At 71.9% G+C, this 12,723-nt stretch carries 9 protein-coding genes, 1 tRNA gene and 1 other RNA gene; 9 read left to right on the top strand and 2 right to left on the bottom strand.

Annotated features, from left to right (window positions below):
• Positions 1-171 precede the first annotated feature (171 nt).
• Together COO58_RS24520 and COO58_RS24515 are read right to left on the bottom strand one after the other, a co-directional pair.
• Positions 172-1,932, bottom strand: coding sequence for a glycosyl hydrolase (locus COO58_RS24520; RefSeq protein WP_098747440.1), 1,761 nt, complete (start codon positions 1,930-1,932; stop codon positions 172-174).
• Between the two features lie 255 nt (positions 1,933-2,187).
• Positions 2,188-2,272, bottom strand: a tRNA-Ser gene (locus COO58_RS24515).
• Positions 2,273-2,352: 80 nt separating this feature from the next.
• Between COO58_RS24515 and ffs the strand changes: the two genes are divergently transcribed.
• The 9 genes from ffs (at position 2,353) to COO58_RS24470 (ending at position 12,685) form a co-directional block, all read left to right on the top strand.
• An RNA gene (gene ffs, locus COO58_RS24510) (signal recognition particle sRNA small type) lies at positions 2,353-2,442 on the top strand.
• A 107-nt stretch (positions 2,443-2,549) separates the two neighbouring features.
• The gene (locus COO58_RS24505; protein ID WP_098747439.1) at positions 2,550-5,405 is read left to right on the top strand and encodes a DNA polymerase III subunit gamma and tau; all 2,856 of its coding nucleotides are present in this window, start codon (positions 2,550-2,552) and stop codon (positions 5,403-5,405) included.
• 107 nt (positions 5,406-5,512) lie between these two features.
• Positions 5,513-5,821, top strand: a complete 309-nt coding sequence (locus COO58_RS24500) for a YbaB/EbfC family nucleoid-associated protein (protein WP_216642399.1) — start codon at positions 5,513-5,515, stop codon at positions 5,819-5,821.
• A gap of 8 nt (positions 5,822-5,829) precedes the next feature.
• Complete coding sequence (gene recR, locus COO58_RS24495) at positions 5,830-6,423, top strand: recombination mediator RecR (RefSeq protein ID WP_091568414.1); 594 nt, start codon at positions 5,830-5,832, stop codon at positions 6,421-6,423.
• A 324-nt stretch (positions 6,424-6,747) separates the two neighbouring features.
• The gene (locus COO58_RS24490; RefSeq protein WP_098747437.1) at positions 6,748-8,409 is read left to right on the top strand and encodes an ABC transporter substrate-binding protein; all 1,662 of its coding nucleotides are present in this window, start codon (positions 6,748-6,750) and stop codon (positions 8,407-8,409) included.
• A 77-nt stretch (positions 8,410-8,486) separates the two neighbouring features.
• Positions 8,487-9,491 carry an ABC transporter permease gene (locus tag COO58_RS24485; RefSeq protein ID WP_091568422.1) on the top strand — a complete coding sequence of 335 codons (1,005 nt, stop codon included), beginning with the start codon at positions 8,487-8,489 and terminating at the stop codon, positions 9,489-9,491.
• Positions 9,488-10,456 (top strand): ABC transporter permease, encoded by a 969-nt coding sequence (locus COO58_RS24480; RefSeq protein ID WP_091568427.1) that lies wholly within the window; start codon positions 9,488-9,490, stop codon positions 10,454-10,456. The genes COO58_RS24485 and COO58_RS24480 overlap by 4 nt, the downstream gene beginning before the upstream one ends.
• Before the next feature lie 11 nt (positions 10,457-10,467).
• Entirely contained in the window at positions 10,468-11,589 is a 1,122-nt protein-coding gene (locus COO58_RS24475) for an ABC transporter ATP-binding protein (protein WP_098747435.1), read from the top strand.
• Positions 11,582-12,685: an ABC transporter ATP-binding protein gene (locus COO58_RS24470; protein WP_098747433.1), complete on the top strand. Its 1,104-nt coding sequence runs from the start codon at positions 11,582-11,584 to the stop codon at positions 12,683-12,685. Before COO58_RS24475 ends, COO58_RS24470 begins: the two co-directional genes overlap by 8 nt.
• The last annotated feature ends 38 nt before the right edge of the window (positions 12,686-12,723 follow it).

The following is a 12,723-nucleotide window of genomic DNA, read 5'->3' as shown; positions in this document are numbered from 1 at the left end:
CAGGCCGGTCCCACACCGGGCGCAGGCGGCGTGCCTCGACGTCACGGTCATCGGCTCATTCAACCCGCTGCGTGACTGTCCGGTATACAGGCGGCGCATATGCGGCTTGCTCTACCCGTACGCCAGAGAGGGCCGGACCCTCGACGGGCCGGCCCCCTGACGATCAGGTCGTCACCACGCGGACATGTCGGGGAGCTGGTCGATGGAGATGGTCCTCGGGTTGGCCATCGCGGTGCGCCACAGCCCGGCCACGTCCTTGCCGCTGCCGTTCCAGTCGCGCGAGGCCCACACCACGAAGTACGGCCACGCCGGGTCGGAGTTCGGGTTGAGCGGGCTGAACGTCTCCGCCACACCGGTGGTCTTGGCGCCGCTGACCGCCTTGGTGGTGGCGAAGTCGGAGGCGCTCTGGAAGTAGTCGGAGGTGACCAGGTCGACGTAGCCGTCGCCCGGGTACCAGGACGCCAGCGAGGTGCCCTGGCCGCTGGCCATGCCGTTGAACACCCAGACGATGTTGTGCGCGCCGGCGAGCTGGGCCCGCTGGTAGATCAGCCGCCAGAGCTGCTTGTAGGCGTCCTGACCCTTCTTCGCCCACCACATGTAGTTGTTGTTCGCCTCGTGCAGTGGGCGGAACAGCACCGGCACCCCGGCGTCACCCATCTTCTTCAGCTCGCGGACCACCAGGTCGATGTCCTGGTAGAGCTTGGACGACGGGTTGTTCAGGTCGGGCTGGAAGTCGCAGGGCGCGGAGTAGTTGCCGCCGCGCGGGCAGTACCAGTGCCACTGGAACGCGACGATGCCGTTGCGCGCCTTCGCCCAGTCGATGACCTGCTGGGTCTGGATGCTGCCTCGGGTGTACTCCATGAAGTCGAACGCCACCATCGCCGGGTAGCGGCCGGTCAGCTGCTGCACCCGGTCCGCGTCCGGCAGGTCGGTCTGGCCGCTGACGTAGGTGTGCGTCCGCAGGTAGCAGATCAGGTTGCGGGCCTTGGAGTTCGCCTGCGGGTCGGCGGGCGCCTGGCCGCAGTCCGGGCCGGGCGGGGCGGGCGGCTTCACCGCGTAGACCTCGAACTCGTAGAGCGAGTAGCCCCAGGCGGTGCCGCGTGCGGTGCCGGCCATCCGGACGTACCGGCCGCTGGCCCCGGCGGGCGTGACGTCGTCGGTGCCGCCGTCGCCCGTCGTGGTGCTGAACACCGGGGTCCAGGTGGCGCCGTCGGTCGAGGTCTGGATCTGGTACGCCCTGCCGTACGCCGCCTCCCAGCGCAGCCGCACGGTGGTGATCGGGTACGTGGCGCCCAGGTCGACCTGGATCCACTGCGGGTCGGCGTAGAGGCTGGACCAGCGGGTGCCGCCGTTGCCGTCGACCGCCTGCCCGGCGGCGTTCGGGCTCTCCGTCGACGAGGCGGTGACCGGCCGGTTCAGGGCGAGGTTGCCGGTGGGGACGGTGGTCGGGTCCGGTCCCGGGGTGTCGGTGGGGCTCGGGCTTCCCGTCGGGCTCGGGCTCGGCGGCGCGGTGTCGCCGCAGGCCGCGCCGTTGAGCGTGAACGCGGTCGGGGCCGGGTTCGCGCCGGTGTAGGTGACGTTGAAGCCGAAGCTGACCGTGCCGCCGGCCGGGACGCTCGCGTTGTAGGAGACATTCGTGGCGGTGGCGTTCGCGCCGGACTGCGTCTTGGTCGCGTTCCACATGTCGCCGATCACCTGGTTGCCGGGGAACGCCCAGCCCAGCGTCCAGCCGTTGACGGCGGCGCCGCTGGTGTTGGTGATCGAGACGTTCGTGGTCGCGCCGCCGCCCCAGACGTTGGTGACCTGCCAGGTCACCGAGCAGGCCCCGGCGGCGGCCCGGGCGGGTGGCGTGGTGACGAGGGCGGTGGCCAGCGCGGTGACGGCTGCCGCCGCCCCGGCCAGGCACGCCCGCGTGCGGGTGCGCTGGATCATGAGGAACTCCCGTACGGGTGGTGGGTGCGGGGAGTCCTCGCCGCCCGGACGGGCCGGACCGTCGGTTGCCCTTCCGGTGGTCGACCCGGCGAAGATATCAACGATGGTCTTCTTAACCGGTTAACTTTGTCAATGCCCAGTCGAACACTTGTCGAACGGGAAGCCTTGTGAACCGGTCAATAGGGCCGGTCGGTGGGCCGGCCGGCGGGAACGACGAAGGGCCGGCACCCGGAGGTGCCGGCCCTTCGTCGACGGCGGAGGATACGAGATTCGAACTCGTGAGGGTGTGAACCCAACACGCTTTCCAAGCGTGCGCCCTAGGCCTCTAGGCGAATCCTCCGCGAGCCAGGATACAGGTCCCCCGACGGCGGGCCACCCCACCCTCCCGGAAGATCCACACGGCGTCGGGTAGGCTGGTCCCACCTCCCGTGCGGCGGTATCTCGTGAACCTCCCCAGGGCCGGAAGGCAGCAAGGATAAGCGAGCTCTGCCGGGTGCACGGGAGGCCTTTCTGTCTCCGGGTCCCGGTAACGTCGCCTCGGGTCGAGTCACGGGGTGGTGGGTGGTCACCCGGGGCCGACCGGCGCAGAATGGCTCGGTCGAGAGGAGGCGGGACGGGTGGCACTGGCCCTTTACCGCAAGTACCGGCCCCGCACCTTCGCCGAGATGATCGGCCAGGAGCAGGTCACCGAGCCGCTGTCCCAGGCGTTGCGCAGCGGCCGGCTCAACCACGCGTATCTCTTCTCCGGCCCCCGCGGCTGCGGCAAGACCTCCAGCGCCCGGATCCTGGCCCGCTCGCTCAACTGTGAGCAGGGCCCCACCCCCGAGCCGTGCGGGCAGTGCGACTCGTGCCGCGGGCTGGCCCCCGACGGCGGCGGATCGATCGACGTCATCGAGATCGACGCGGCCAGCCACGGCGGTGTCGACGACGCCCGCGAGCTGCGCGAGAAGGCGTTCTTCGCGCCGGCCCGCAGCCGTTTCAAGATCTACATCATCGACGAGGCGCACATGGTCTCGTCGGCCGGCTTCAACGCCCTGCTCAAGCTGGTCGAGGAGCCGCCGGAATACGTCAAGTTCATCTTCGCCACCACCGAGCCGGAGAAGGTCCTCGGCACGATCAGGTCGCGGACGCACCACTACCCGTTCCGGCTGTACCCGCCGAAGGTGGTCCGGCCCTACCTGGAGCAGCTCTGCGAGGCGGAGGGGGTGACCGTCGAGCCGGCGGTCTTCCCCCTGGTGGTGCGCGCCGGTGGCGGCAGCATGCGGGACAGCCTCTCCGTGCTCGACCAGCTCATCGCCGGCGCCGGTCCGGAGGGGGTCGGCTACGCCCGGGCCGCCGCCCTGCTCGGCGTCACCGACTCCGCGCTGATCGACGAGATGTGCGACGCGCTCGCCGCCGGGGACGGCGCGGCCGCGTACGCCACCGTCGACCGGGTCGCCGAGGCCGGCCACGACTCGCGCCGGTTCGCCACCGACCTGCTGGAGCGGCTGCGCGACCTGATCGTGCTCCAGCAGGTGCCGGACGCCGCCGCCAAGGGCCTCATCGACGGCCCGGCCGACCAGATCGAGCGGATGGCCGCGCAGGCCCAACGGCTCGGCCCGGCCACGCTGTCCCGCTGCGCCGACATCGTGCACAACGGTCTGGTCGAGATGCGCGGCACCACCGCGCCCCGGCTGCTGCTGGAGCTGATCTGCGCCCGGATGCTCCTGCCCGGCGTCGACGACTCGTCCGGCGGCCTGCTCCAGCGCCTGGAGCGGATGGAGCGCCGGCTCACCCTGGGTGGCGCCGAGCCGGCCGCCGCGCACGCCACCGGAACCCCGGAGGTACGCCCGGCGACGCCCGCCCCGGGCGCGGCTGCCGCCGCGGTCCACCCGGAGACCGCCGGCACGCCGGCGGCTGCCGACGCCCCGACCGGCGCGGCCGCCGCCCGCGCCGCCGCCCTGGCCGCCGGCTCCACCCGTGGTGCCGCCGCGAGCGGTGGCCTTCCCGGCGCCTCCGGTGCCGCAGCGGGTGCCCCGGCTGCCGATGCCGCATCCGGTGGCCCGACGGCCGACGCCCCGGCCGCCCCGGCCCGCCGCCCGGTGCCGCCCTCGGCGGTGATGCCCGACCCGGCCACCCCCGAGCCGCCCCGCCCGGGCGCGGCGAACCCCGGCGCGCTGGACGCGGTCGCGGTGCGCCGGGTCTGGCCGGAGGTGGTCGGCAAGGTCAACCGGAGCAACAAGCGGATCGCCGCGCTGATGCGTGACGCGGTGGTGCGTGACCTGGACGGCGACACGCTGGTGCTGACCGTGAAGTCGACGGTGCTGGCGAAGATGATGGCCGACCACGCCGCCGTGCTCACCGACGCGCTCTACGAGGAGTTGGGCGGTCGCTGGCAGATCCGGTGCGAGGTGGCCGGCGAGCGGGGCGCGTCCTCGCTGGGCGGCCCGTCCCGCCCGTCCGGCGCGAGCCGCGCCCCCGCCGAGGCCGTCCCGGCCCCCGCCACCTCCGGTCCGGACGACGCCGCCCGCCGGCGCCCCGACTCCGGGACGCCGGACGCCGCCGACGGGCGTCCGGGCTCCGGTGGCCCGCACGGTGCCGGTGGACGTCCCGAATCCGATGGCCCGCACGGTGCCGGTGGGCGCCCCGAATCCGATGGACCGCACGGTGCCGGTGGGCGCCCCGACTCCGGTGGGCCCGACGGTGCCGGCGGCCGTCCGGACTCCGGAAACGGCGGGGCCGCGCGTTCGGCGTCCGGGCCGGGCGGGGCCGCACCGGCCGGCTCGACCGGTGACTCGGGCACCCGGTCCGCGCACGGCAACCGCGCCGACGACCACGGCAACCGCCCCGGTGGACCGGCGGGTCCGGGCGGCGGCCGCGCCGGCGCCGGCGCCGCGCCGGCCGGCGGGGCGGCCCGGGCGTCGGCGGGTGCGCCGGCCGCTGGGAAACAGGACGACGAGGAGGACTGGCCGGAGCCGGTGCGCCCCGGTGGCGCCACCGGTCCGGTGCGTACCCCCGCCGCGACGCCCGCCGCCGACGGGGAGGACTGGCCGGCGGCGGCCCGTCCGGGCGGGGTGACGGCGACCGCGACCGCCGCTCCGGCCGTACCGAAGCCGGCCGCGCCCCCGGCGGTGCCGGCGGGCGGCGGTGGGCCGAAGAACAGCGCCATCGCGGCGGCCCGCGCGGCCGCGGCGGCCGCGGCGGCCGGCGGTGGGCCCGGCAAGGGGACGCGGGCCGCGCAGCCGGCGCGGAAGACCGCGGACGCGGAGTGGGCCGGTGAGCCGCCCTACGACCCGGACTTCGACGGGCCGGTCCGGGGTGGTCGGGCGCCGGCGGCCGCGGCACCGGCGTACGAGGGCTTCGACCCGGGCGACGAGCCGCTGGACGAGGTGATCGACGAGCGGACCGCCCGGCAGTCCAGCGAGGAGCAGGCGGTGCAGCTGCTGCGCGAGACGTTCGGGGCCGAGAAGATCAACGAGGTGGACGCGCGCTGAGCGCGGGTCGACCCGGAGGAGCGGTGCCGTGGCCCGACTAGGCTGGGCGCGGCCGAGCAGACGAGTGCGAGAAGGAGCGGTCCGTGCGCCCAGGTGGACAGCCGAACATGCAGCAGATGCTGAAGCAGGCGCAGAAGATGCAGCAGCAGATCGCCAAGGCCCAGGCCGAGTTGGCCGAGGCGGAGCTGGAGGGCACCGCGGGCGGTGGCCTGGTCACCGCCACCGTCGCCGGCACCGGTGAGCTGAAGGCGATCAAGATCGACCCGAAGGCGGTCGACCCGGAGGACGTGGAGACCCTGGAGGACCTGGTCGTCGCGGCCGTGCACAACGCCGCCGAGGCGGCCCGCGAGCTGACCGAGAAGAAGATGGGCCCGGTCGCGGGTGGGATGGGCGGCCTCGGCCTGCCCGGGTTCTGAGCCGGCAGATGTACGAGGGTGCCATCCAGGACCTGATCGACGAGTTGGGCCGGTTGCCGGGCGTGGGCCCGAAGAGCGCCCAGCGGATCGCGTTCCACGTGCTGTCGGCGGATCCGGCCGACGTCAACCGGCTGGCCGGCGCGCTGCGCAAGGTCAAGGACCTCGTCCGGTTCTGCACGACCTGCTACAACGTGGCCGAGTCCGAGCAGTGCCGGATCTGCCGCGACCCCCGGCGCACCGACGAGGTGCTCTGCGTGGTCGAGGAGCCGAAGGACGTGGTGGCGATCGAGCGGACCGGCGAGTTCCGCGGCCGCTACCACGTGCTCGGCGGCGCGATCAATCCGCTGGAGGGCATCGGCCCGGACAACCTGCGGATCCGTGAGCTGATGACCCGTCTCGGCAGCGGCGCGGTCCGCGAGCTGATCCTCGCCACGGACCCGAACACCGAGGGCGAGGCGACGGCGACCTACCTGGCGCTGATGGTCAAGCCGATGGGGATCGCGGTCACCCGGCTGGCCAGTGGCCTGCCGGTCGGCGGCGACCTGGAGTACGCCGACGAGATCACGCTGGGTCGTGCCTTCGAGGGCCGCCGGGCGGTCTGAGAACCGTCGTGTCGCCTCCGGCGGGTGCCCTGCGGGGTGCCCGCCGGCGGTGTCTCCGGACCGGATCTCCGACGTTCGTCGATCTGACAGGTACGAGCCTCCGGGACCGGATCGACGTAACAAATTCGGCTCTTCGGCCGACGAACATTAGGTGAACGGCAGCGATCCCCTTCGAATCGAATGCCTCGCTGCGGAAAAGACACGATCCGATACCAACCCGCCCCCCTGGCGTTTCCGCATGCTCCGCCCTGGGGCTAAGGTCACCGCACATCGGTGACCCCTGTCACCACGTTGTCCGTACCCCCAAGGACGAGGTGAAGCACCATGCGTGCACCCAGGCCGAAGGTCGCGATCGCGGCCGTCGCGGTCGCGGCCCTCGCGGTAGCAGGCTGCGCCGAGAGCGACCGCGACAGTGGCTCCGGAGGTAGCAAGAAGGACACCCTCGTCTTCGGCGTCGCCGGAGACCCGAAGGTGCTCGACCCCAGCTTCGCCAGCGACGGTGAGTCGCTGCGCGTGGCCCGCCAGGTCTTCGAGACCCTGGTCCGCCCCGAGGAGGGTGGCACCAAGGTGACGCCGGGCCTCGCCGAGTCCTGGACCCCGGACGCGGCGGGCACGACCTGGACCTTCAAGCTCCGCTCGGGCGTCAAGTTCCACGACGGCTCCGACTTCAACGCGGAAGCCGTCTGCTACAACTTCAACCGCTGGTACAACGCCAAGGGCCTCATGCAGAGCCCGGACGTGACCGCGTACTGGCAGGACGTCATGGGCGGGTTCGCCAAGAACGAGAACCCGGACCTGCCGCCGAGCCTCTTCAAGTCCTGCACCGCCAAGGACGCCACCACCGTGGACCTGGCGTTCACCCGGGTCTCCAGCAAGATCCCGGCCGCGTTGATGCTGCCGTCGTTCTCGATGCAGAGCCCGAAGGCGCTGGAGCAGTACGACGCCAGCAACGTCACCGGCACCGCCGAGGACATCAAGTACCCGTCGTACGCGATGGAGCACCCGACCGGCACCGGGCCGTTCAAGTTCAAGGCGTGGGACGTCGCCAACAAGACGCTCACCATCGAGCGCAACGACGACTACTACGGCGACAAGGCCAAGCTGAAGACCATCATCTTCAAGACCATCTCCGACGAGAACGCCCGCAAGCAGGCGCTCCGCTCGGGTGACATCCAGGGCTACGACCTGGTTGGTCCGGCGGACGTGGAGCCGCTGAAGAAGGAGGGCTTCAACGTCCTCACCCGCCCGGCCTTCAACATCCTCTATCTGGCGATCAACCAGAAGGGGAACCCGAAGCTGGCCGACATCAAGGTCCGGCAGGCCATCGCGTACGCGTTGAACCGGCAGGCGCTCGTCGACTCGAAGCTGCCCCCGGGCGCCAAGGTCGCGATGAACTTCTTCCCGGACACCGTCGAGGGCTGGAACGGCGACGTCACCAAGTACGACTACAACCCGGAGAAGGCCAAGCAGCTGCTGGCCGAGGCCGGCGCGACGAACCTGACGCTGAAGTTCCACTACCCGACCGAGGTCACCCGGCCGTACATGCCGAACCCGAAGGACATCTTCGAGCTGCTCTCGGCGGACCTCAAGGCGGTCGGCATCAACGTCCAGGCCATCCCGCTCAAGTGGAGCCCGGACTACCTCAACGCCACCACCTCCGGCAGCAAGCACGACCTGCACTTCCTCGGCTGGACCGGTGACTACGGCGACGCGTACAACTTCATCGGCACCTTCTTCGACCGGCCGAAGGACGAGTGGGGCTTCAACAACCCCGCGCTCTTCGCCCAGTTCAAGGACGCCGACACCACCGCCGACGCGGCTGCTCGGACGGAGAAGTACAAGGCCCTCAACAAGGCGATCATGGACTTCCTGCCGGGTGTGCCGATCTCGCACTCCCCGCCGGCGATCGTGTTCGGCAAGGACGTGACCGGGATCAAGGCGAGCCCGCTCACCGACGAGCGGTACGCGACCGCAGAGTTCAAGTGATCTGAAGGCACTGACGCGGGCGGGCGCTGTGACCACAGCGCCCGCCCGCACCCCTCCGCACCCCCTCCGAGGCGCCCGTGTTCCGGTTCATCGTCAGACGCCTGCTACAGCTGATACCCACGCTGTTCGGGCTCTCCGTCCTGCTGTTCATCTGGCTCCACCGACTTCCCGGCGGGCCCGAGACCGCGATCCTCGGTGAACGGGGCACGCCCGAGACGCGCGCCGCCATCCGGCGCAACCTCGGCCTCGACGAGCCGATCCTGGTCCAGTACGCCCGCTTCCTGCGGCGGATGATCCGGCTCGACCTGGGCACCTCGACCGGTACGAAGCGAGCGGTCACCACGGAGTTCGTGGAGCGGTTCCCCGGCACCGTCGAGCTGACGATCATGGCCATGATCCTCGCGGTCGGCATCGGCATCCCGCTCGGCTACCTGGCCGCCCGCCGGCGCGGCCGGTTCCTCGACCACGCCTCCGTCGGCGGATCGCTGATCGGCATCTGCATCCCGGTCTTCTTCCTGGCGTACGTGCTCAAGGCGATCTTCGCGGAGAACCTGGGCTGGTTCCCGTCCAGCGGCCGGCAGGACCCGACCATCGGGGCGACCCGGGTCACCAACTTCTTCGTCCTCGACGGGCTGATGACCCGCGAGTGGGACGCCGCCGCCGACGCGCTCTGGCACCTCGTGCTGCCGGGCATCGCGCTCGCCAGCATCCCGCTCGCGATCATCGTCCGGATCACCCGGGCCAGCGTGCTGGAGGTGCTCAACGAGGACTTCGTGCGGACCGCCGAGGCCAAGGGTCTGACCGAGCGGACCGTCCGCCGCCGGCACGTGCTGCGCAACGCCATGCTGCCGGTGGCCACCTCGATCGGTCTGCAGACCGGTCTCCTGCTCTCCGGCGCGGTGCTCACCGAGACCGTGTTCGCGTTCAGCGGCATCGGCGCGTTCGTCGCGGAGTCGATCAGCCAGCGGGACTATCCGGTGCTGATGGGCTTCATCATGATCATTGCGGTGGTGTACGTGCTGGTGAATCTCCTGGTCGACCTCTCCTACAGCGTGATCGACCCGAGGGTGAGGGTGCGATGACCATCACCACAGGCAAGAAGCGCGAGAAGATCGACCGGCTCGCCGAACTGGCCGCCCGCGACGACGAGCAGGGGGTGAGCCTCTGGAAGGAGGCGTTCCGCCGGCTCCGGCGCAACCCGGCCGCCGTCATCGGCGTGGTGATCCTGGCGCTTTTCGTGCTGGTCGCCGTCGTCGGTCCGTTCCTCGTCCCGTACAGCCCGACGGACTCCATCGGCATCCGCGAGGGGCTGGTCAAGTCCGGCCAGGGCATCATCCCGGGTGCCTCCGCCGACCACTGGCTCGGCTTCGACCACCAGGGTCGGGACGAGTTCAGCCGGCTGATCGTCGGCGCCCGGCAGACGCTGCTGGTCGGCGTGGTCTCCACCCTGATCGGCCTCGCGGTCGGCGCGTTCATCGGTGGCGTCGCCGGCGCCGCGGCCGGCCTCGGCGGGCGTTGGGGACGCTGGATCGACACCACCCTGATGCGCTTCATCGACATGCTGCTGGCCATGCCGAGCCTGCTCCTCGCGGTGAGCATCGCGGCGCTGCTCGGCGCCAGCCTGACCACCGTGATGATCGCGGTCGGCGTGGTGTCGGTGCCGATCTTCGCCCGGCTGCTGCGCGGCTCGATGATCGCCCAGGCCAACAGCGACTACGTGCTGGCCGCGACGTCGCTGGGGGTGAAGCGGTCGAAGATCGCCCTCACCCACGTGGTGCCGAACTCGATCGCCCCGGTCATCGTGCAGGCCACCCTGACGTTGGCCACCGCGATCATCGAGGCGGCCGCGCTGTCCTTCCTCGGCCTCGGCAACCCCGACTCGGCCATTCCGGAGTGGGGCGTCATGCTCGCCGACGCGCAGCCCTACCTGGGCATCCGCCCCGGGCTGGCGGTCTATCCGGCGCTCGGCATCATCATCACCGCGCTCGGATTCACCCTGCTCGGTGAGGCGATGCGCGAGGCCCTCGACCCGAAGCTGCGGAAGTAGGTCAGTCAGTCATGGCACTGCTCGAAGTGGACGACCTCTCCGTCACGTTCGCCCGGCGCGGGCAGCGCACCGTGCACGCGGTGGACGGGGTGTCCTTCTCGGTCGACGCCGGTGAGGTGGTCGGCCTGGTCGGTGAGTCCGGCTGCGGCAAGAGCGTCACGTCGCTGGCCATCATGGGCCTGCTGCCCAAGCAGCCGGGCCTGCGGGTCGGCGGCAAGGCGGTCTTCGACGGCACCGACCTGATCCAGCTCGACGACCGGTCCCGCCGCGACATCCGCGGCCGGGACGTCGCGATGATCTTCCAGGACCCGCTCTCCTCGCTGAACCCGGTCATCCCGATCGGGCTCCAGGTGACCGAGGTGCTCACCCGGCACCGGGGGATGAAGGGCGAGGCCGCCACCAGGGAGGCCGCCGACCTGCTCGACCGGGTCGGCATCCCGGACCCGCGCCGCCGGCTCAAGGAGTATCCGCACCAGCTCTCCGGCGGCATGCGGCAGCGCGCGTTGATCGCCATGGCGGTCGCCTGCCAGCCCCGGCTGCTGATCGCCGACGAGCCGACCACCGCGCTGGACGTCACCATCCAGGCGCAGATCCTGGAACTGCTCAAGGACCTGGTCCGCGACTCGGGCACCGCGCTCGTGATGATCACACACGACCTCGGCGTGGTGGCCGGCATGTGCGACACCGTCAACGTGCTCTACGCCGGCCGGGTGGTGGAGACGGCCACCCGCCGTCCGCTGTTCCGCCAGCCCCGGCACCCGTACACCGAGGGTCTGCTCGCTTCCGTGCCCCGCCTGGACGCCGGCCGGGGCGAACGGCTGAACCCCATCCCCGGCTCGGTACGCGACCTGCTGCCCTGGCCGGACGGCTGCGCGTTCGCCCCGCGCTGCCCGCGCCGGGTCGACGACTGCGTGGGCGAGCCGCCGGAGCTGGTGATCGCCCACGACGGGCGTGGCTACCGGTGCGTCAACCCGGTGCCGGTGCCCGGCCTGACCCCCGGTGCGGACGTCGCGGCCACCGTGCCGACCCAGGCCGCGCCCGGCGCGGTGCCGGCCCAGGCCGAACCCGCCGACCCGCCGGCCGTGCCGGGCTTCGGACCGGCCGCGCGCGAGGAGGAGACACCCCATGAGTGACAACGAGATCCTCGTCGAGGTCCGCGACCTGAAGGTGCACTTCCCGATCCGCCGGGGGCTGCTGTTCGACCGGACCGTCGGGCACGTCAAGGCGGTCGACGGCGTCGACCTGAGCATTCCGCGCGGGAAGACGTACGGCCTGGTCGGCGAGTCGGGCTGCGGCAAGTCCACGCTCGGTCGGGCGCTGCTCCAGCTCACCCCGCCGACCGGCGGCGAGGTGACGTTCGACGGCGTCGAGCTGACCACGCTGCCCGCCGGCAAGCTGCGGTCGATGCGGCGCCGGATGCAGATGATCTTCCAGGACCCGATGTCCAGCCTGGACCCCCGGCAGAACGTCGAGTCGATCCTCACCGAGGGCCTGCAGACGCACGGCATCGGCGCCGACCGCGACGAGCGGCGCCGGATCATCGGCGAGACGCTGGACGCGGTGGGCCTGCCGAAGTGGGCGCTCTCCCGCTACCCGCACGAGTTCTCCGGCGGCCAGCGGCAGCGCATCGGCATCGCCCGGGCGCTGGTCCTCGGGCCGGAGCTGATCGTCGCCGACGAACCGGTCTCCGCGCTGGACGTGTCGATCCAGGCCCAGGTGGTCAACCTGCTGGACGAACTCCAGGAGAGCCTCGGCCTGACCTACCTGGTGATCGCGCACGACCTGGCCGTGGTGCGGCACATCTCCGACATGGTCGGGGTGATGTACCTGGGCGCGCTGGTCGAGGAGGCGCCGAGCGAGCGGCTCTACACCGAGCCGCTGCACCCGTACACCCGGGCGCTGATGTCGGCCGTGCCGGTCCCGGATCCGGACGTCGAGGACCGGCGGGAGCGGATCCTGCTCGCCGGGGACCTGCCGTCGCCGGCCAACCCGCCGTCGGGCTGCCGGTTCCACACCCGCTGCCCCTGGGCGCAGCCGACCCGGTGCGCCGACGAACGACCCGAACTGCGGCCGATCGGCGGAAGCCGGGTGGCCTGCCACTGGGCCGAGCAGATCGCCGCCGGCGAGCTGCGCCCGCACGAGGTGACCGCGACGATCACCCGGCCCGAGGACGAGGGCGAGGAGCCGGGCGTGGTCTCCGCGCCCAGCGAGCCCGGCTCGTACGTCTGAGCGCGCGGCGGCGCGTCCCCACCCGGATCCGGACGGGG

The organism is Micromonospora sp. WMMA1996 (assembly GCF_002573675.1).
GTDB lineage: Bacteria > Actinomycetota > Actinomycetes > Mycobacteriales > Micromonosporaceae > Micromonospora > Micromonospora sediminicola.
Note: the sequence above shows the minus strand (reverse complement) of the source record. Positions and strands in the feature narration are given on the sequence as shown.